17 protein-coding genes are annotated in these 18,991 nt (G+C 61.0%); 9 read left to right on the top strand and 8 right to left on the bottom strand.

Annotated elements, in window-relative coordinates; translation table 11 throughout:
• Nucleotides 1–82 precede the first annotated feature (82 nt).
• The gene (locus RHE_RS18560) at nucleotides 83–976 is read right to left on the bottom strand and encodes a LysR family transcriptional regulator (protein WP_020922298.1); all 894 of its coding nucleotides are present in this window, start codon (nucleotides 974–976) and stop codon (nucleotides 83–85) included.
• A 528-nt stretch (nucleotides 977–1,504) separates the two neighbouring features.
• Between RHE_RS18560 and odc2 the strand changes: the two genes are divergently transcribed.
• A complete protein-coding gene (gene odc2 / locus RHE_RS18555) occupies nucleotides 1,505–2,638 on the top strand; it encodes an ornithine/lysine decarboxylase (protein ID WP_020922297.1) in 1,134 nt (377 codons plus the stop codon).
• Between the two features lie 96 nt (nucleotides 2,639–2,734).
• On the top strand, nucleotides 2,735–3,325 hold the full coding sequence (locus tag RHE_RS18550) for a GNAT family N-acetyltransferase (protein ID WP_011426841.1): 591 nt from the start codon (nucleotides 2,735–2,737) through the stop codon (nucleotides 3,323–3,325).
• Nucleotides 3,326–3,531: 206 nt separating this feature from the next.
• On the opposite strand, the gene cysE is transcribed toward RHE_RS18550, so the two are convergent.
• The 4 genes from cysE to RHE_RS18530 form a co-directional block, all read right to left on the bottom strand.
• Nucleotides 3,532–4,353 (bottom strand): serine O-acetyltransferase, encoded by an 822-nt coding sequence (cysE, locus tag RHE_RS18545; RefSeq protein ID WP_011426840.1) that lies wholly within the window; start codon nucleotides 4,351–4,353, stop codon nucleotides 3,532–3,534.
• A gap of 306 nt (nucleotides 4,354–4,659) precedes the next feature.
• Nucleotides 4,660–5,649 carry a WD40 repeat domain-containing protein gene (locus RHE_RS18540; RefSeq protein WP_011426839.1) on the bottom strand — a complete coding sequence of 330 codons (990 nt, stop codon included), beginning with the start codon at nucleotides 5,647–5,649 and terminating at the stop codon, nucleotides 4,660–4,662.
• Nucleotides 5,649–6,746 (bottom strand): CobW family GTP-binding protein, encoded by a 1,098-nt coding sequence (locus tag RHE_RS18535; protein ID WP_011426838.1) that lies wholly within the window; start codon nucleotides 6,744–6,746, stop codon nucleotides 5,649–5,651. The genes RHE_RS18540 and RHE_RS18535 overlap by 1 nt, the downstream gene beginning before the upstream one ends.
• A 144-nt stretch (nucleotides 6,747–6,890) precedes the next feature.
• Nucleotides 6,891–7,679: a creatininase family protein gene (locus RHE_RS18530; RefSeq protein WP_011426837.1), complete on the bottom strand. Its 789-nt coding sequence runs from the start codon at nucleotides 7,677–7,679 to the stop codon at nucleotides 6,891–6,893.
• Nucleotides 7,680–7,764: 85 nt separating this feature from the next.
• Here RHE_RS18530 and RHE_RS18525 point away from each other — a divergent pair, with 85 nt between their 5' ends.
• The 3 genes from RHE_RS18525 to RHE_RS18515 all read left to right on the top strand — a co-directional run bounded on the left by RHE_RS18525 (nucleotide 7,765) and on the right by RHE_RS18515 (nucleotide 10,400).
• Nucleotides 7,765–8,277 carry a MarR family winged helix-turn-helix transcriptional regulator gene (locus RHE_RS18525; RefSeq protein WP_020922291.1) on the top strand — a complete coding sequence of 171 codons (513 nt, stop codon included), beginning with the start codon at nucleotides 7,765–7,767 and terminating at the stop codon, nucleotides 8,275–8,277.
• A 115-nt stretch (nucleotides 8,278–8,392) separates the two neighbouring features.
• Entirely contained in the window at nucleotides 8,393–9,415 is a 1,023-nt protein-coding gene (locus tag RHE_RS18520) for a LacI family DNA-binding transcriptional regulator (protein WP_020922290.1), read from the top strand.
• Nucleotides 9,416–9,443: 28 nt separating this feature from the next.
• Nucleotides 9,444–10,400: a 2-hydroxyacid dehydrogenase gene (locus RHE_RS18515; RefSeq protein ID WP_011426834.1), complete on the top strand. Its 957-nt coding sequence runs from the start codon at nucleotides 9,444–9,446 to the stop codon at nucleotides 10,398–10,400.
• A gap of 28 nt (nucleotides 10,401–10,428) precedes the next feature.
• Here the strand turns inward: RHE_RS18515 and RHE_RS18510 are convergent, their stop codons facing one another.
• The gene (locus RHE_RS18510; protein WP_042119029.1) at nucleotides 10,429–11,208 is read right to left on the bottom strand and encodes a gamma-glutamyl-gamma-aminobutyrate hydrolase family protein; all 780 of its coding nucleotides are present in this window, start codon (nucleotides 11,206–11,208) and stop codon (nucleotides 10,429–10,431) included.
• Nucleotides 11,209–11,496: 288 nt separating this feature from the next.
• Here RHE_RS18510 and RHE_RS18505 point away from each other — a divergent pair, with 288 nt between their 5' ends.
• Nucleotides 11,497–12,603 carry a TRAP transporter substrate-binding protein gene (locus tag RHE_RS18505; protein WP_011426832.1) on the top strand — a complete coding sequence of 369 codons (1,107 nt, stop codon included), beginning with the start codon at nucleotides 11,497–11,499 and terminating at the stop codon, nucleotides 12,601–12,603.
• An 87-nt stretch (nucleotides 12,604–12,690) separates the two neighbouring features.
• On the opposite strand, the gene RHE_RS18500 is transcribed toward RHE_RS18505, so the two are convergent.
• Together RHE_RS18500 and RHE_RS18495 are read right to left on the bottom strand one after the other, a co-directional pair.
• Entirely contained in the window at nucleotides 12,691–14,184 is a 1,494-nt protein-coding gene (locus tag RHE_RS18500) for a TRAP transporter large permease (RefSeq protein ID WP_020922288.1), read from the bottom strand.
• Between the two features lie 20 nt (nucleotides 14,185–14,204).
• Nucleotides 14,205–14,744: a TRAP transporter small permease subunit gene (locus RHE_RS18495; protein ID WP_011426830.1), complete on the bottom strand. Its 540-nt coding sequence runs from the start codon at nucleotides 14,742–14,744 to the stop codon at nucleotides 14,205–14,207.
• Nucleotides 14,745–15,148: 404 nt separating this feature from the next.
• On the opposite strand from RHE_RS18495, the gene RHE_RS18490 reads away from it, so the two are divergent.
• The 3 genes from RHE_RS18490 to RHE_RS18480 all read left to right on the top strand — a co-directional run bounded on the left by RHE_RS18490 (nucleotide 15,149) and on the right by RHE_RS18480 (nucleotide 18,793).
• Nucleotides 15,149–17,449 (top strand): putative bifunctional diguanylate cyclase/phosphodiesterase, encoded by a 2,301-nt coding sequence (locus tag RHE_RS18490; protein ID WP_042119027.1) that lies wholly within the window; start codon nucleotides 15,149–15,151, stop codon nucleotides 17,447–17,449.
• Between the two features lie 143 nt (nucleotides 17,450–17,592).
• A complete protein-coding gene (locus tag RHE_RS18485) occupies nucleotides 17,593–18,345 on the top strand; it encodes an N-acyl amino acid synthase FeeM domain-containing protein (protein WP_042119025.1) in 753 nt (250 codons plus the stop codon).
• Nucleotides 18,346–18,568: 223 nt separating this feature from the next.
• Nucleotides 18,569–18,793: an aa3-type cytochrome c oxidase subunit IV gene (locus tag RHE_RS18480; protein ID WP_011426827.1), complete on the top strand. Its 225-nt coding sequence runs from the start codon at nucleotides 18,569–18,571 to the stop codon at nucleotides 18,791–18,793.
• The last annotated feature ends 198 nt before the right edge of the window (nucleotides 18,794–18,991 follow it).

Below are 18,991 nucleotides of genomic sequence, written 5' to 3'. Positions count from 1 at the left end.
GACGGAATTGGGACCGGTCTGTCGGTTGATCGCGATCGGCACCACTCCGGTGCCCGGCCGGGCCCGTCTTGCCGTGCAGATATCATGGATGCTTCTTGAACCAGCTGTGCAGGTAATCGACAAAGATCCTCACCTTGGCCGGCAGGTAGCGCCGGTGCGGGTAGACGGCATAGATGCCGCGGTCGGTCGGAATGTAATCGTTGAATAGCGTCACCAGCTCGCCGCTTTCGATCGGCTTGCGGGCGATGAAATCGGGAATAAGGGCGATGCCGATGCCGGCGAGGGCAGCGCGTAGCGTCGCGTGCGGGCTGTTGACCTCGATCGGCCCGGCGACGGCGACGGCGAAGGTTGTATTGTCAGGATTGTGGAAGCGGATGCTCCCCTGGGTGCGTGAATTGGTATCGACGATGAAGGGAAGATTGGAAATGTCGCTTGGATGGTCCAGATCGGGATAGCGCTCGAGAAAATCCGGGGTGGCGCAGAGATGGACGCGGAAATCGGAGATCTTGCGGGCGATCATGCCGGAATCTTCGAGCTTGCTGATGCGGATCGCCACGTCGAACCCTTCCTCGATCAGATCGACGAATCGGTCATCGGCGGCGATCTCAAGCGAAAGGTCCGGGTTCTCGCCGGCGAAATCGATCAGCGACTGGCCCACGTCGGCGTCGACGAAGGTGCGAGGGACAGAGACGCGCAACCGTCCCTTCAGCTGTGCATTGTTTTCGCGCACGAGATCGGCAAGGTTGTCGATCTCCTTCAAAATATCGGAGGCGCTGCGATAATAGGTGTGGCCGGCCTCCGTCATGGAGAACTGCCGGGTCGTGCGGTTGAGCAGCAACGCGCCGAGCTCGTCTTCCAGTTCGCGAACATATTTGGACAGCAGCGCCTTTGAGCGGCCGGTGCGCCTGGCGGCGGCGGAAAAGCCTTCGGCCTCGACGACATCGATGAAGGCGCGTATGCGGGTCAAGGTGTCCATGAAATCCCCACAGGTGTTTTGGAATGTTGAACAAATCGGGCCGTTTTGTTCAATTATTTTTTTGGCCGCAGGATCAAAAAAACGCTTGATTATGAAGGCGAATATTCTTATCTCCCAGTCAGCCCAAAGTCGCACGTGCCCATGGGTGTCCGCCGAACCCTCGAATTGGTGAGGAAATCGGTAAGGTACCTGGAATTAACCCCTCCAGTCGCTATTCCGGCCAACCGGAAAATGCGAGGACGCCTGAAGCAACGACGGTGCGGGCCTTTTTGTTCTCTCCCTGCTTTCCATCAGCGGGGGTTACTGAAGAGGCACACCATCATTGCCGGAAGTGCGGTTGGGACTCTCCCTCCAATCCATGGCAGACAAAGCCGAACTTACACCGCATCGCGGCGTTGGTTCACTATCCGCGCATCGAGCGCTTGCTATGGTTCCGGGGTCTCCACCGGCTGGTTCCAATGCGAGGTCTCGTACGCCCTTTGTCCTCCGGTTCATGCCGGAGCTCTGGAACTGGAAGAGGGAACGACTATGACCACCCAGCGCATCCGCGACTTTCTCGCAACCCGACGTCCCGACGGTCCCTGCCTCGTGGTTGACCTCGATGTCATCAGAGAGAATTTCCACGCCTTCCGTCACGCCATGCCGGATAGCGCCATCTACTACGCCGTCAAGGCCAATCCGGCTCCTGAGGTGCTGAAGCTGCTCGCCGGCCTCGGTTCCAATTTCGATTGCGCATCTGTTGCCGAAATCGAAATGGCGCTGGAAGCCGGTGCGACCGCTGCCCGCATCTCCTATGGCAACACAATCAAGAAGGAGCGTGATGTCGCTCGCGCTCATGCGCTCGGCGTCAGCCTCTTTGCGGTCGACAGCCACGAGGAAGTCGAGAAGATCTCGCGCGCCGCTCCCGGCGCCCGTGTCTTCTGCCGCGTGCTCACCGATGGCGAAGGCGCCGAATGGCCGCTGTCGCGCAAGTTCGGCTGCGTTCCGCAGATGGCGGTCGACGTTCTCGTCTACGCCCACCAACTCGGCCTGCAGTCCTACGGCGTCTCCTTCCATGTCGGCTCGCAGATGACCAAGGTCGATGCCTGGGATTCGGCTCTTGCCGATGCCAAGCGTGTCTTCGTTCAGCTTGCCAAGCAGGGCATCCACCTGCAGATGGTCAACATGGGCGGCGGCTTCCCGACCAGATATCTGCGTGACGTTCCGTCCGCGGAAGCTTACGGCAAGTCGATCTACCAGGCGCTGCGCACGCATTTCGGCAACCAGATCCCGCAGACGATCATCGAGCCGGGCCGCGGCATGGTCGGCAATGCCGGTGTCATCAAGGCGGAAGTCGTGCTGATCTCCAAGAAGTCGGACAATGACGACGCCCGCTGGGTCTTCCTCGACATCGGCAAGTTCGGTGGTCTCGCCGAAACCATGGACGAGGCCATCCGTTATCCGATCCGCACCGAGCGCGATGGCGACGAGATGGAGCCCTGCGTGATCGCCGGCCCAACCTGCGACTCGGCTGACGTGCTGTATGAAAAGAACCTCTATCCGCTGCCGCTGTCTCTGACGATCGGCGACGAGGTCCTGATCGAAGGCACCGGCGCCTATACGACGACCTACTCGGCCGTCGCTTTCAACGGCTTCGAGCCGCTGAAGGCCTACGTCATCTAAGGTCTTGTTTCTGCTAGCCCCGTAGCCAGCCGGGGCGGCAAATCCACAATTCTCCGAAGTCACCGTCTGAAACGGTTTTGAGTGCGGGAGGCCCCGATGGCCGCTGTTCTTGATTCTGTCCGCGCATTCTTTGCGCCCTCCATCTTCACCATCGACGCCGAAAATCCGTCGGATGTCGTCGCGCGTGAAAACCTGCTCGATCGCGTCATGGGCACTGACCGCCGCAAGAAGTCGTCGGAGAAAATCCGCCGCAACCGTATTCCGGCCGAAGGACTTGCGCTGGTCGCGCGTGACCGCGACGGCCATCTGATCGGCACGGTGCGGCTCTGGAACGTGGAGGCCGGCGTCAACGCCGAAGGCACGCCGATCAACGCGCTGCTGCTCGGTCCGCTCGCCGTCGATTGCCGTCACGGCGGCAAGGGTGTCGGCTCGGCCCTGATGCGCGCGGCGATCCTCGAGGCGAAGAACCGCGGGTATGGCGCCGTCCTGCTCGTCGGCGATGCCGCCTATTACGAGCGCTTCGGCTTCTTCGCCAAAAAGGCTCGCCATCTTGTCATGCCGGGTCCGTTCGAACGCTCGCGCTTTCTCGCGCTTGAGCTCACCGAAGGCTGGCTTGACGGCGCGGCTGGCATGATCGTCCCCTCGGGACGCATGCTGGGCAGCGCGCCGGTTCGCCGCGCAGCTTGAGCTGCGCGCCCACCGGTGGGGATAGGGAACTTTCCCCGCCGGTATATCCGCGCTTCACCATGCAGGCAGGCGGACCTGCCGTGGTTACGGCGCGGGCTTTTTGCCAGCCTTTCCAAGGGCGTCATGCGCTCAAGCGATCTGCTCCGGCAAAGCCTTTTGGGAAAACCAGCAAGCATAGCGCATGGGCGCGTCCCTAAAGCGATTACCTAAATATTCTGATCCATCGTGTCGGCCGGGATTTCGTCGACACGATGGATACGAACGACGGCGGCCGGCACGCCGGCGACCGTGCAATGTTCGGGGACCGGCTTCAGTACGACACTGCCGGCGGCGATTTTGCTGAAGGCGCCGATTTCGATATTGCCGAGGATCTTGGCGCCCGCGCCAATCATGACGCCGTGGCGGATCTTCGGATGACGGTCGCCCGTCTCCTTGCCGGTGCCGCCGAGCGTGACGTTCTGGAGGATCGACACTTCGTCTTCGATCACCGCCGTTTCGCCGATCACGATGCCCGAGCCATGGTCGAGCATGATGGCAGCGCCGATCTGCGCTGCCGGATGGATGTCCGGGCCGAAGACCAGTGAGGCGAGATTGGCGAGCCAGGTGGCGATTTCCGGGCGGCCGGCGTTCCAGAGCACGTGGGCTATGCGATGGGTCTGGAGCGCATGAAAGCCTTTGAGGTTCAGAAGCGCGTGCAGAAACGTCGTGCAGGCCGGATCACGCTCGCGCACGGCGGCGAGATCTGCCTCGACTTTCCGCATGATATCGTCATCGAGCGTGGACAGGATGAGATCGAACAAATCGCCCGTTTCAACTTGCGCCACTGAGAGCCGCGCGGCCAGCACACGAGCGAGGATTTCATGGCTGCCGGCGGTGTCCGTCACCTGCTCGGCAAGCAGCTGCCGCAATATCGGCTCGCGCGTCGCAAGGTCGTTCGCTTCGGCGCGGATCACCGCCCAGACGGCGAATACGCTATCGAGGGACTGAGCCTGTGGCCCGGCCAAACCGAGGCCGGTCGATTTCGGCATTGACGTTTTCCTCCGTTCGTCACGCTCAGGCAATCGCTGCGCGGATTTTCATGTTCGCCCGGCCAAGACAGTGGCAAGCCCGATATTCTAAAGCCTTGCCATCCGATCTTCTAGCCAGTTCGTTCAGGCAGGCGTCCAGCTTCGGAAGCCGGCGCCGATGAAAGAGCACGTCAGGCTCTTCTTCCTCAAGCGTATGAAGAACGGGCAGCCGCTCCCACGGGGTGACACGCCCGATCCTTGCCGCCGCCTGCAGGTGCAACGATTTCAGGTTCCGTCAAGGCATCGGCCATTGCGGGCAACGCGGCCTCAAGCCGAGATGTCGATGACGCCGCAATCGCCGGCTTCGGAGGCGAAGGCGAGCAGCTTGCCGTTTGCGCTCCAGCTCATCGCCGTGATCGCGCCCTTGCCGGGGCGGCGCAGCAGCGCTTCTTTGCTGTCGGCGATGCGAACGGCGAGGATCATGCCGTCGACGAAGCCGATGGCAAGAATATCCTCCAGCGGATGGAATTTCACAGAGGTCGCCATGATATTCGCGCGGGTACCGAGCTCCAGCGGCGCCTTGCCCATCGGGCCGTCCTTGCCCTGGAAAGGCCAGACAATGGCCGCCGGCGCGCCGGAGGAGGCGAGCCATTTGCCCTTGACCGACCAGGAGAGGGATTTCACCTTGGCGGGATAGCCGGTCATGCGCATATGGCGGGCTTCGGCGCCGGGCTTGCTATCGAGCTTCCAGCCGTGCAGCGCGTTTTCCTGCATCGAGGTGACGAGGAAATTGCCATCAGGCGAGAAGGTCACGCCGGTATGCGCGCCTTTCCATTCGAGATCGACCGGTTTGGCGCTCATGCCGACCCAGTGGAGCGACACGCCGTTGTAACGGGCGGCGGCGATGCGCAGACCCTTCGGCGCGAAGGCGATGCCTTCGACGGTGCGCTCCTCGGGGAATTCCTTGGTCGTGCCGTCGGCAAGACGCACGAGCGTACTCTTGCCATAGGAATAGGCGATGGCGCCTTGGGGCCCGGCCGCGACCTGCGAAATCCATTTGCGCGGCGCAGTCGCGAGTTCGCTGACGCTGCCGTCGGCTGCGATACGCAGAACCTTTCCGTCCTCGCCGCCCGAGATCAGGCTTTCGCTGTGGGGATCGCGGATCGCGGTGAGCATGCCCTGATGGGCTTCTGAAACCCTCTCGCCGCCGTCCAGCCGGTGAAACGTGCCGTTTGCGCTTGCGAAGAAGGGGATATCACCTAAAAATTCGACGGCCAGAACGTGGCCGTCGAGATCAAACGGCGCAACTGTCGGCATCAGGCGGCTGCCTCGCAGGCCTTGAAGGATGCCTCGAGTTTTTCGCGGTCGAGATCACGACCGATGAAGACGAGACGGCTTTCATGCTTCTCGCCGTCCTTCCACGGACGCTGGTGATCTCCTTCGACGATCATGTGCACGCCCTGGACGACGTAACGCTGGGGGTCGTCCTTGAAGGCGATGATGCCCTTGAGGCGAAGAATGTTCGGTCCCTGAACCTGGGTGATCTTCTGGATCCAGGGGAAGAAGCGCTCCGGGTTCATCTCACCGCCGCGCAGCGACACCGACTGCACCGTCACATCATGGATCGCCGACATCGCGCCATGGTGATGATGGTCGTGATCGTGATGGTGATGGTCGTGATCATGGTGATGATCGTGATCATGGTGATGATCGTGATCGCAGTCCGGGCCGCAGACATGGTCGTCGTGGCCGTGTTCGAGGAAATGCGGATCGTTCTCGAGCGCGCGCTCGAGGTTGAAGGCGCCCTGATCGAGCACGCGGGCGAGGTCGACGCCGGAGCGGCTGGTCTTGTAGACGCGAGCCGCCGGGTTGATGGCGCGGACAATATCTTCGATAACGTCCAGTTCTTCCGGGGTCACGAGGTCGCTCTTGTTGATGACGACGACGTCGGCGAAGGCGATCTGGTCTTCGGCCTCGCGGCTGTCCTTCAGGCGCAGCGGCAGGTGCTTGGCGTCGACGAGGGCGATGACGGCGTCGAGCTCGGTCTTGGCGCGTACATCGTCGTCCATGAAGAAGGTCTGGGCGACCGGTACCGGATCGGCGAGCCCCGTCGTCTCGACGATGATGCCGTCGAAGCGGCCGGGGCGGCGCATCAGTCCTTCTACGACGCGAATCAGGTCGCCGCGCACCGTGCAACAGACGCAGCCGTTGTTCATCTCGTAGATTTCTTCATCCGACTCGACGATTAGGTCGTTGTCGATCCCGATTTCGCCGAACTCGTTGACGATGACCGCGTATTTCTTGCCGTGATTTTCGGACAGGATGCGGTTGAGCAAGGTCGTCTTTCCGGCACCGAGATAACCGGTGAGCACGGTGACGGGAATGGGCTTTTGGGTGGAGATCGCATCGGTCATGAGAACCTCTAAATTAGGCGTAGGGCCGAACGGCGTGGGATCGGCTGCTTGAGCGGTTGGTCTCATATAATGGCATGGGCACGGCAGTTCAAAGGATTTTATATGTTATAAGATCACATTGCCGTCCGATGCGGATGATTGCTTTTAACGGAGCTCGCTGACGTCGAATGCATCGACATCCTCCAAAAGTTCCACCAGCCCCTTCACCGCATGCGCAATCAGCGCCTCGCCCTTTTCGGCCGTCGCAGCCGAGGCATTGCCCGCCACGCCTTGTTCGTTGATATCCGACATCTTCCAGCCGAAGGCGTGCGGGCCGTAGGCGCGCAGGTGCTTGAAGCAGGTGGCGAATTCCGCCTGCCGCGAGGAAAAATCCTCAGCCTTTGCCATGTCGACCTTGTCGGGGTGAAGCGCCAGCATGACCGAGGTCTCGATATCGCCGCCATGGATGCCGATCGCCTTTTCCTCCGGCGGGATGACGCCATCCGGCAAACCGAAGCGGGTCCAGCTCGTCGCCACCGCCAGCATGGCAAAGCGGACCCGTGCCTCGGTCGCGACGACTGATATCAGAGGCGAATTGCCGCCATGGGCGTTCAGCATCACGAATTTGCGAATGTCTCTCTTCGCCAGCCCCTCGGCAATGCCGAGCCAGCGGTTGACCGCTTCGTCGAAGGCGAGCGTCTTCGTTCCTTCAACATCCATATGCTCTATGGAGTAGCCGACCGATTCGGCGGGCAGGAAGATGACGGGCAGGCCGGCGGGCAGGGCCATCTTCAATCGTCCGGCGATGCCTTCGGCAATCAGCGTGTCGGTTTCGAAGGGCAGGTGAGGGCCGTGCTGCTCATGGGCACCGAGCGGCAGCACGGCAATCGGGCGGCGCGCGCCGGGGGCGCAGACCGAGCCGCTGTCGTCGAAGCGGGGCGAAGGCGTCATCATCCGGTCGTTGCCTCTTGTTTATGACGAGATCATGGGCAATGTCATATCGCAGCGGCGTCGGGGCTTAAAGATCAAAGGGATGGCTATGGGAAAGAAGCATAAGGACGGCAAGAAGAGCAAGTCCAAGAAGAAGGATCAGACGGAGTACACGCTCATCGACCTTTCTCCGGCGCTCACCCAGGCGGCCCGTTCCATGCGCACGGTACTCTCGCGCAACCTGTTTGAAAGCGGCCTCTATGCCGGGCAGGACGGCGTCATTCTTTCGCTTGCGGAGAGCGACGGCATGACGGCGGGTGGTCTTGCGCAAAAGCTCGGAGTGAAGGCGCCGACCATGACGCGTACCATCGGCCGCATGGAGGCCCAGGGCTTTCTCGAGCGCAAGCCCGATGCCGAGGATGCGCGCCTCACGAAGGTCTATCTCACTCCGCTCGGCCGTGACAGCGTGCGGGCGATCGAAATGGCGGCCTCGGCCTGCGACAGACTGGCGACGCAGGAATTCTCAGAAAAGGAAATCCGCAATCTGGTGCGTCTGCTGAAGGCGATCGACGCCAATCTGCAGGCGGAAGCCATTCACATCGAAGAACCGGACGAAGACTGAATTTCTCCTGAAAGACGAATTGCCTCCGCTGGTTAAATCTTTTAATTAAACATTTTAAGGGCCGCGCCGGTTACCGTGCGGCCTTGCTGCTTGCGTGCTGCCTGGAGGAGGACACGTGGTCCAGAAGATCAAGCTTTCCACAATCGCCGAAACGCTCGGCATTTCAACCGCGACCGTGTCGCTTGCCTTGCGCGACAGCCCGCTGGTGGCCGGCAATACGCGGGAGAAGATCAAGGAGCAGGCGCGCGCGCTCGGCTACATCTACAACCGACGTGCCGCCAGCCTGCGCACCTCACGCTCGGGCATCATCGGCGTCGTCGTGCACGACATCATGAACCCCTTTTACGGGGAAATTCTGAAGGCGATCGAAAGCGAGCTCGATCGCAGCCGCCACACGTTCATTCTTTCCAACCATTACGACAATGTCGAAAAGCAGCGCACCTTTATCGAGACGCTGCTGCAGCTCGGCGGCGACGGTGTGATCATGTCGCCGGCGATCGGCACGCCGCCGGAAGACCTGCAGCTGGCGGAAGAAAACGGCATGCCGGCGATCCTCGTCGCCCGCTCGATGGACGGTCTGGAACTGCCGACCTATCGCGGCGACGACAGCTACGGCATCTCGCTCGCCACCAACCACCTGATCGGTCTCGGTCACCGCTCGATCGCCATGATCGGCGGTACGGACCAGACATCCACCGGCCGCGACCGCTACCAGGGTTATGTCAATGCGCTGCGCAAGGCCGGCATCGAAGTCGATCCGAATCTGCGCATTCCCGGCCCGCGCTCGAAGCAGGGCGGTTTCGAGGCCGCGGTGCATTTCCTTTCGCTGCCGCAGAAGCCGACGGCGGCCGTCTGCTGGAACGACCTCGTCGCCATCGGCCTGATGAACGGCATTGCCCGCGCCGGCCTGGTCCCGGGGCGCGACATTTCCGTCACCGGTTATGACGATCTCGAGGAAGCTTCGATCGCCACGCCGGCGCTGACAACCGTCTGGAACGGCCAGACCGAAGTCGGCCGCCTGGCTGCGCGCGCACTTCTCGATCGTCTTGCCGGCAGCCACGAACCTGACGGCATGCATCTCATCAAGCCGGAGATGCGTATCCGCCAGTCGACCAGTCCCCATCGGCCCCGCGCCTGACCCAGACCCCCGTCCAAGAGGAAAAGCCATGTCCCGCATCGCCATTCTCGTTCCTGGGAAGATACACGAGTGTGTTCTCGAAAGGCTGAAGGATCGTTTTGAGATTATCGCCGTCCCACGCGGCGAAAGGCTTGCTCTCGACGGAGAAACCGGCGGTCGCATTCGCGGCGTCGCGGTTTCCGGCGCCTTTCCAGGCGCCTGGATGGACCAGCTGCCCAACCTGGAGGTGATCGCCAGTTTCGGGGTCGGTTATGACGGTATGGATGTAAAGCGTGCTGCCGAAAAGGGTATTGTCGTCACCAATACACCTGATGTTCTGAACGACGAGGTCGCCGACACGACGATCGGCCTGCTCCTGAATACGATCCGCGAATTGCCGCGGGCCGAAGCCTGGCTGCGCGACGGCAACTGGAGGCCGGGCACGGCCTATCCGCTGTCGCGCTTCTCGCTCAAGGGCCGCCATGTCGGGCTCTACGGCCTTGGCCGCATCGGGCTCGAAATCGCCAAACGGCTGGAGCCGTTCAAGGTGAAGATCAGCTACCACACCCGATCGCGCCATGCCGACGTATCTTATGATTATTACCCGACGCTGAAGGGGCTGGCGGAAGCGGTGGATACGCTGATCGCCATCGTTCCGAAAACGCCGCAGACACATAAGACCATCGACGCCGATATTCTGGCGGCCCTCGGCCCGGATGGTATTCTCGTCAATGTCGGCCGTGGCTGGACGGTGGACGAAGAGGCGCTCGGCACGGCGCTTGCATCCGGCGTGCTCGGGGCGGCCGGTCTCGACGTCTTCTACGAAGAGCCGACGGTGCCGACCGATCTGCTTACGGCCGAAAATGCCGTGCTGCTGCCGCATGTCGCTTCGGCATCAGTGCCGACGCGCAATGCCATGGCGGATCTTGTCGCCGACAATCTCATCGCCTGGTTCGAAAAGGGGTCGGCGCTGACGCCGGTGCCGGAGACCCCGCAGAAGAGTTAGCTACACCGGCGAAGCGTCGCGCCCGTTATCAAACGATTGCCTGCGCGGCGACGGTCGGCGGCTTGCCTGCGGCGTAGCTGCGGACGGCCTCGCCGAAAGCGGCAAACAATTTATTCGACGCCTTGTCGGTTTCCGCCCAATATTCCGGATGCCATTGCACGCCGACGGCGAAGGCCTTGGCATCGATGACGGAAACGGCCTCCACCGTGCCGTCTTCGGCGGTGGCCTCCACCTGCAGGCGGGGCGCGGTTCTGGCGATCGCCTGGCGATGCAGCGAATTGACGCGGATATCGCCCGGACCGAGAATGTCTGCGATGCAGGAACCTTCCTTGATATGGACAGTCTGGCGGATGGCATACATGCCGTCGCGGTCGACGCCTTCCGGCCGGCGATGGTCCCAGATGCCGGGCTGCTCGTGGATCTCGCTTGCCAATGAGCCGCCGAGCGCGACGTTCAATTCCTGAATGCCGCGGCAGATGGCGAGCAGCGGGATGGCACGGTCGATGGCGCGGCAGATGAGCGGCAGGCTGGTGGCGTCGCGGGCGGGGTCGAAGGGGCCGTCCCGGTCGGTCGCCTCGGCGCCGTAAAGCGAGGGATGCACATTGCTGGCTGAGCCCGATACTAGCAGACCATCGATGCGGTCGAGCACCGCGTCGGGATCGTAACCTGCCTCGAAGGCGGGAATCAAGAAGGCCATGACGCCGGCCGCATTCAATGCGGCACTGAGATATTGATGCTGTACGGCATGCCAGGTCGCGCCGTCGAAGCTGCGGATATCGGCAGGAATGGCAACGATCGGTTTCGTCATGTTTGCACCAGTAAAATCTTCTGCTCTTCGTTTTTGCCGCCAGAACGGCGGTGAAGTCAACGCCTGGCTTTGTCCGATGACCAATTGCGCCGTAAACGGCGCCGCGGTTCCGGGGCTCGCGCTAAGCTGCTGATTTTGATAGGCGCCCCGCGCGCTACCTATTGCTATCCTGATGCCAAAGGCTAATAGACTAAAGCTTGAATCGCGGCCCCCTCCATGCTTAGCTCTGCCCTCGCTGCGAGTAGGGATGGATTGGCCGCGCAGTGTCATCTATACGGGAGGTTTTTGATGGATCGTCGTTCGTTTTTCAAGAAGGCGGGAACCGCCGGCGCCGGCGCGGTTGCCGCAACGGCGCTGGCAGCGCCTGCGATCGCGCAAGAGAATCCGAAGATCGCATGGCGTATGACGTCGTCGTTTCCGAAGAGCTTGGACACGATCTATGGTGGGGCCGAGGATATCGCCAAGCATGTTGCTGCCGCGACAGACGGCAATTTCACCATCCAGCCTTTCGCAGCCGGTGAAGTGGTGCCGGGCCTGCAGGCCGTCGATGCGGTGGCCGCCGGCACGGTCGAGGCGGCACATACCACCTCCTATTATTTCGTCGGCAAGGATCCGGCCTATGCTTTCGGCACGGCCATTCCCTTCGGCCTCAACAGCCGCCTGACCAACGCCTGGTTCTATGAGGGCAACGGCAACAAGCTGATGAACGAATTCTACGCCACGCAGGGCATGTATGCGCTGCCGGCCGGCAATACCGGTGCGCAGATGGGTGGCTGGTTCCGCAAGGAAATCAATACACTCGATGACCTCAAGGGCGTCAAGATGCGCATCGCCGGCCTCGCCGGCCGCATCATGGAGAAGGTCGGCGTCATCCCGCAGCAGATCGCCGGCGGCGACATCTACCCGGCGCTGGAAAAAGGCACGATCGATGCGGCCGAGTTCGTCGGCCCCTATGACGACCTGAAGCTTGGCTTCCACAAGGTGGCGAAGTACTACTATTATCCAGGCTGGTGGGAAGGCGGACCGACGGTGCACGCCTTCTTCAATCTCGAAAAATGGAGCGGCCTGCCCAAGCACTATCAGGCAGCGCTCACCGATGCCTGCGCCTTCGCCAACACCAACATGCTGGCGAAATACGACATGAAGAACCCGACCGCACTGAAGCAACTGGTTGCGGAAGGGGCGACGCTGCGCCCGTTCAGCCAGGAGATCATGGAGGCCTGCTTCCAGGCGGCGACCGGCATTTACAATGAGATCTCGGGCACGAACCAGTATTTCAAGAAGATCTATGAGGACCAGACGGCCTTCAAGCGTGATGCCTATCTCTGGATGCAGCTCTCGGAATACACCTTCGATACGTTCATGATGATCCAGCAGCGGGCCGGCAAGCTTTAAGCTTTCCGCCAGCGGCGTTCGCCACGCCTGATGAGGGCCGGCAACAAAACCCCCGGATTTTCCGTCCGGGGGTTTTGCTTTTCCATGTTATTTAGCAGGTGGCGGCGGCGCTCCCGGCAGACCGTTCAGCGGCGGCAGGGTGAGGCCCGGAATCTGCGGCGCGCCATTGCCGCCCCCGCCCACCGGCGGCAGGCCGAGCTGGCCGCCGAAGCCCGGCACTTCGATCTTGATCGAATTCGGGTCGACCTTCGGGCCATGGTCCAGCCAGTAGGTGACCGATTGCGGCCAGAAGATCACAATTGCCACCAGGATGATCTGCATGCCGACCCAGGGGAGGGCGCCCATGTAGATATCCGAAGTCTTGACGTCCTTGCTGGCGATCGAGCGCAGATAGAAGAGCGCAAAACCGAAGGGCGGATGCATGAAGCTCGTCTGCATGTTGACGCAGATCAGCACGCCGAACCAGATCAGGTCGATGCCGAGACTGGAGGCGACGGGGGCGAGCATCGGGATGACGATGAAGGCGATCTCGAAGAAATCGAGGAAGAAGGCGAGCACGAAGATGAAGATGTTGACGAAGATCAGGAAACCGACCGGGCCGCCCGGGATGCCCGACAGCATGTGCTCGATCCAGCGTGAACCGTCCATGCCCTGAAAGACCAGGCTGAAACAGGTGGAGCCGATCAGGATCATCACCACCATCGAGGTGATGTGGGTGGTCGACGTCATCGCCTCGCGGATCAGCGGCCAGGTGAGGCGCCGATTCATCGCGGCGAGCAGCATGGCGCCGACGACGCCGAGCGCGCCGGCTTCCGTCGGCGTTGCAAGACCCATGAAGATCGTCCCGAGCACAAGGAAGATCAGCACGATCGACGGCACCATGCCCATCAGCACCTTGACGAGCAGCGCCCAGTTGAAGTCGCCGCGCACCTCTTTCGGCAGCGGCGGCATCGATTTCGGCCGGACGATCGACATCACCAGGACGAAGAGCACGAAGATGGTCACCTGCAGGATCGAAGGGCCTATCGCGCCGAGATACATGTCGCCGACCGATCGGCCGAGCTGGTCGGCGAGGACGACGAGCACGAGCGAGGGCGGGATCACCTGAGTGATCGTGCCCGAAGCAGCGATGACGCCGGTGGCAAGGCGCGGGCTGTAGCCGTAGCGCAGCATGATCGGCAGGGAGATCACCCCCATAGTGATGACGGAGGCCGCGACCGTGCCGGTGATGGCGCCGAGCACAGCGCCGACGAGGATGACGGCGTAGGCGAGGCCCCCGGGAATGCCGCCGAAGAGCTTGCCGGTCCCCTCGAGCAGATCCTCGGCAAGGCCGCAGCGTTCCAACACCGCTCCCATGAGGGTGAAGAAGGGAATGGCAAGCAGGAGGTCGTTGGAGACGATGCCGAAAAAGCGCAGCGGCAGCGCTTGCAGAAAGGCTTCGCTGAAATGGCCGGTGACGATGCCGATGATGCCGAAGAACATGCCGACGGCGGCAAGCGAAAAGGCCACCGGAAAGCCGTAGAGCATGAAGATGACCATGCCCAGGAACATGGCCGGCGGAATGATGCCGAAATCAAACAAATCCGTTCCTCCCGGGAGCGCTATTGCAGCGGCTTTTCGTATTTGGTGTCGATGCTGATATGGCCGGTCAGCGCTGCGATCCGCTTGATCAGCTCCGAAACGCCCTGGAGGGAAAGCAGCGCAAAACCCGCAACGAGGATCAGCTTGACGGGCCAGCGGATCAGCCCCCCGGCATTGCCGGAAATCTCCCCCTGCCGGTAGGACAGCGCGAAGAAGGGCCAGCAGAGCCAGGTGAGGAAGACGCAGACTGGGATGAGGAACAGGATGAGGCCAACGATGTCGATCCAGATCTTCGCTTTGTCGGATACGGCGCCGTAGATCAGGTCGACGCGGACGTGCTCATTGTTGCGCAGCGCATGCGAGGCGCCGAGCATGACGACGAAGGCGAAGAGATACCACTGAATCTCGAGCCAGCCGTTCGAACTGTAATTGAAGGCATAGCGGACGATGGCGTTTCCGGCGCTGATCAGACAGCAGAACAGCACCATATATTCGGAAAGTTTGCCCATCATCCGGCTGACCGAATCAATCAGCCGGCTTGCCGCCAGAAGTCCCGACATGCGTTTCCCTTGTTCTTGTCCTGCCGTTTTTCGGCAGCTCTCCCTCTTTAGAATCGGTGTAGACCACGGCTTTTGAAATTGGAAGGATAAATGCCGCGCCTAGGCGTATAGTCTTACAACATTGCCTCGTCCTTCTCGACGCGCAAAAACGGCGGGCTTTCCGAAAACGATTCCTTTTCGAGCCTATGCGGCAGCTGCTATGGCCCGATGCAAATGGCTTGAAGAGATTTCAACAACCCAGGCGTGGATTAATATTTCAACGATCTCGCGAGAAGGCTGCATTATCACGTGAAAGCTGTGCTGCTCAGCCAGTGGTTTTAGAAAATTTGACCAAATGTCTGATTCGATTGAAATCAATTTTTAAAGGATTGGGCTTAGAATCCCCGCGCACAGGGAAAGTGTGGATGAAGCCAGATAACCCGAACAGGGTCCCTTTAGATGTGTATTTGTCGTTTGTGAGCTCCCTGTCCGGGAACCGCATGACGCTCCTTGTCGGCGTGATCGTCCATGTGGCGACGTGCCTTGCCGTAGCCGCCAAAACGCAATCCTCCGTCTATATTCCGCTGTCGGTCGCCTTCCTTCTGGTTTTCAGCGCCCGCATGGCCATCTTCCGGCAGTTTGATCGTGTCGACAAGGAGAGCTTGTCGCACGCCGGAATCGAGCGTTGGGAGCGGATTCTCGTTGCCAGCGGGGCCTGCACCACCGCCCTCCTTGGCTTTGCCAGCGGCTACGCCATCTTCCTCCACGATTCCTTTGCCGAACTTGCCTGCATTTCCGTCACCATGGCGACGATGGTTTCCGTCGTCGGGCGCAACTACGGCTCGCGCTTCGCAGTCGATCTCCAGACGTTCTTCTGCTGCCTGCCGATGATCGTCTGCAGCCTGCTGGCGATGGATTTCTATCGCGGCGTGCTGTCGATCTTCCTCATCCCCTTCTGGCTGACGACGCGGGCGATGGCGAACGGCGTGCGCGAGTTTCTCTATGAGAATGTCATCGCGCGGCGGGAAATCACCATCATCGCCGACCGTTTCGATACGGCACTCAACAACATGCCGCATGGTCTCGTCATGGTCGATGCGGAAAACCGCGTCCAGGTCATCAACCGCAAGGCCTGCGAGCTTCTGAAGATCGGTGCGCCTGAGCGGCTGAAGGACCGCGATCTCGGCGCCGTGCTGCGCTACGGCGCCCGCTACAGCTTCATGGATGCCTCGCAGCCGGAGCTCATCCTGCGCCAGCTCACCCAGGTCGCCGACGGCAACCTGTCACGCACGCTCATCCATTTCCCCGAGGATCTGTCGCTCGAATTCTCCGCCAGCCGGAGAGCCGACGGCGGCGCCGTGCTGATCTTCGAGGACGTATCGAGCCGGGTGAAGGCGGAGCAGAAGATCATGCACATGGTCCGCTTCGATGCGCTGACCGGCCTGCCGAACCGCGAATATTTCGGCCAGCTGGTGCAGGAATATCTCGCCAAACATCCGAGAAAGTCCGGGCCGCTCGGCTTCATGGTGCTCGATATCGATGAGTTCAAGCATGTCAACGACATGCGCGGCCATGTGACCGGCGACCATCTGCTTTGCGCCATCGCCGCCCGCATCAAGGAAGCATGCGGCACGGCCATTCTCGGCCGGCTGATGGGAGATCAGTTCATCCTGTTCTTCCCGCATGCGAAGGAATCGCCGTCGCTCGATCTCGAAATCCGCCGGGTGCATGCCGCCATTCAAGGCCATTACGAGGTCGACGAGCTGACCTTCCTCGTGTCGCTCAGCGCCGGCTACGCGATCCTCGAAAGCTCGGCCTTTGCGATGGACGAGTGGAGCGTCAAGGCGGATCTTGCCCTATTCGAAAGCAAGTCCCGTTTCAGGGGCGGCATATCGGGCTTCGAGCGGGAGATGGACGGGCGCTACATCGAACAGCAGAAGCTGAAGGCGGACCTGCGCGAGGCGGTTTCGGCGCAGGCGCTGCATCTCGTCTTCCAGCCGATGTTTCGCGCCGACGGCTCGCGGATCGAATGCGCCGAGGCGCTGGCCCGCTGGGTGCATCCGGAGAAGGGTTCGATCCCGCCCGATGTGTTCATCCGGCTCGCCGAAGATATGGGGATCATCTCCGACATCACCCGTTTCGTCCTGTTCAAGGCCTGCAGCGAATGCATGACCTGGCCGGACGATATCGCCGTTTCGGTCAATCTCTCGGCGCGTGACCTGCGTGATGCCGATATCCTTTTGGTGGTCGCCGACGCGCTCGCTCATTCCGGCCTCGATGCGGCGCGGCTGCATCTCGAAGTCACCGAAAGCTGCCTGATCGACGAGCCGCAGGCCGTGCGCGCCATCCTGGCGGAGCTGAGGGCCCGCGGCATCACCATCGCCATCGACGATTTCGGCACCGGCTTCTCCAGCCTCAGCTATCTCGACACGCTGCCCCTCGACATCGTCAAGATCGACCGTTCCTTCGTGCGCAATATCGTCGAAGATACCCGGCGTCTCAAGCTGCTGCGCGGCACGGTCAATCTTGCCCGGGAGCTCGGCCTGAAGATCGTCATCGAGGGCGTCGAGACCGAGGAGCAGCTCGCGCTGCTCAACAAGCACCGCAGCACCGATCTCGTGCAGGGCTATGTTTTCTCGCAGCCCGTGCCTTCCCAGAACATCCCGCTGTTGCGGCAGGGCATCGGCCGCCGCGCCATCCAGCGCCGTCGCAACAAGGTCGCCTGAGCGTTCCGCAGCTGCTGCTTTCCGCCGATCATCCCCCCGCGCCGTTAACCTTAATACTTTATAAACGGCCCGAATTATCGGATTTCCTTGCCTAAATCTTGCCGGCATATGATTAATGATCCGTTAACGAGCGGATCGAGGAAATGTCGGAAATACTGTTCACGCGTAGCGATTTCAGCACAAAAATTTTGGAAATTTTGGATCATGTCGAGTATCGCCGCGTCGAAAGCAGCGAAGATATGGAGGAGGTAGAACGCCTGCGCTACAAGGCCTACAAGGCCCATGGCGCGTTGTCGCTTGCCCCGGGAGGCCTGTTGGACGATGTCGATTTCGACAGCCATGCCTATGTCTTCGGCCTGTACTATTATGGTGAACTGATCAGTACGATCCGAATTCACTATGTGACGCCGGAGCACCGTATCAGCCGGTCCGGAGAGGCCTTCCCAGAGGCGATGAATGAGCTTCTCGACGCAGGGCTGACCTTGATCGACCCTGCGCGTTTCGCGGCCGATCCGGAACTCACTTCCGATCTGCCATGGGTTCCCTATCTGACGCTGAGGCCTGCCATCGTTGCGGCAGCGTATTTCAGGGCGGACCGCGTTATTCAATCCGTCCGGCCCCCACATGCCGCCTTCTACAAGCGGGTCTTCTATGCCGATACCATTGTGCCCGGCCGGCTGGCGGAGAGTTACGGGGTTGACGTGACGCTGATGGCGACGAATGTGATCGAAGTCGGGCGCAAGCTATTGACGCGCTATCCCTTCTTCATCTCCAGCGCCAGTGAGCAGCGCATGATGTTTTCGCGCAATCCCAATGACACGCTGCCGCCGCTCACCATCATTCCGACGGCGCGTTTCGTGCCGCCAGGCGAACTGGGCACCGACCTGCCGCTGTAATTTCTCCTGCTCTGCGAGTGAGGAGAGGTTACGCGGCGGTGACAAGATCCGCAGCCCATGCCCTCACGTTTTTCCTTGCGGGAGAAGGTGTTTGGAACCCGCGGCTGCGGCATTCTCATGCATTGCGCTTTCGCCTGTCATTGTGTAATTCCTGCAGGCAGGGACTTCCCTCGGCCTAAGAGGGAATCAGGTAGCGCAAAAGCATTTCAGGGAGACGATATTTATGGCCGAACATCATACCGGACCGGTCGAGACCGGCGCGCCGATGGATTACAAGGAACATGAGCAGACCTACAACATGTTCATTGCCGGCACGAAATACGGCACGATGCTTCTCGTCGTTCTCCTGCTGGCGATGACCGCCGGTTTCTTCGGCGGCGCCGGTCTTCTCGGCGGTCTCTTCGTCTTTATCGTTCTTCTCGCCGCCGGCATCTTCCTGTTCCGCTGATCGTGGCTGGCGCGTCGGCCTGAGAATCACAATCAATTTTGGGCAAACAAGATGTGTCGATTCAGGGAGTTGGAGCGTCTTTGTGCGGGGGCGCACGGCGCTCCAAGGGGAGGGGGCTTCTCCGAAGCTTTGTGAACTAGAGCGGTTCAGCTTTTCGCGGACGCGCAGAACCGCTCTAACCTTTTGGATTTACGCAAT

This window comes from Rhizobium etli CFN 42 (assembly GCF_000092045.1).
Classification (GTDB): domain Bacteria; phylum Pseudomonadota; class Alphaproteobacteria; order Rhizobiales; family Rhizobiaceae; genus Rhizobium; species Rhizobium etli.
Note: the sequence above shows the minus strand (reverse complement) of the source record. Positions and strands in the feature narration are given on the sequence as shown.

Coding starts and splice junctions, on each gene's coding strand:
- RHE_RS18560 (WP_020922298.1), bottom strand. CDS start 976: ATGGACACCTTGACCCGCATACGCGCCTTCATCGATGTCGTCGAGGCC.
- odc2 (WP_020922297.1), top strand. CDS start 1,505: ATGACCACCCAGCGCATCCGCGACTTTCTCGCAACCCGACGTCCCGAC.
- RHE_RS18550 (WP_011426841.1), top strand. CDS start 2,735: ATGGCCGCTGTTCTTGATTCTGTCCGCGCATTCTTTGCGCCCTCCATC.
- cysE (WP_011426840.1), bottom strand. CDS start 4,353: ATGCCGAAATCGACCGGCCTCGGTTTGGCCGGGCCACAGGCTCAGTCC.
- RHE_RS18540 (WP_011426839.1), bottom strand. CDS start 5,649: ATGCCGACAGTTGCGCCGTTTGATCTCGACGGCCACGTTCTGGCCGTC.
- RHE_RS18535 (WP_011426838.1), bottom strand. CDS start 6,746: ATGACCGATGCGATCTCCACCCAAAAGCCCATTCCCGTCACCGTGCTC.
- RHE_RS18530 (WP_011426837.1), bottom strand. CDS start 7,679: ATGATGACGCCTTCGCCCCGCTTCGACGACAGCGGCTCGGTCTGCGCC.
- RHE_RS18525 (WP_020922291.1), top strand. CDS start 7,765: ATGGGAAAGAAGCATAAGGACGGCAAGAAGAGCAAGTCCAAGAAGAAG.
- RHE_RS18515 (WP_011426834.1), top strand. CDS start 9,444: ATGTCCCGCATCGCCATTCTCGTTCCTGGGAAGATACACGAGTGTGTT.
- RHE_RS18510 (WP_042119029.1), bottom strand. CDS start 11,208: ATGACGAAACCGATCGTTGCCATTCCTGCCGATATCCGCAGCTTCGAC.
- RHE_RS18505 (WP_011426832.1), top strand. CDS start 11,497: ATGGATCGTCGTTCGTTTTTCAAGAAGGCGGGAACCGCCGGCGCCGGC.
- RHE_RS18495 (WP_011426830.1), bottom strand. CDS start 14,744: ATGTCGGGACTTCTGGCGGCAAGCCGGCTGATTGATTCGGTCAGCCGG.
- RHE_RS18490 (WP_042119027.1), top strand. CDS start 15,149: ATGAAGCCAGATAACCCGAACAGGGTCCCTTTAGATGTGTATTTGTCG.
- RHE_RS18485 (WP_042119025.1), top strand. CDS start 17,593: ATGTCGGAAATACTGTTCACGCGTAGCGATTTCAGCACAAAAATTTTG.
- RHE_RS18480 (WP_011426827.1), top strand. CDS start 18,569: ATGGCCGAACATCATACCGGACCGGTCGAGACCGGCGCGCCGATGGAT.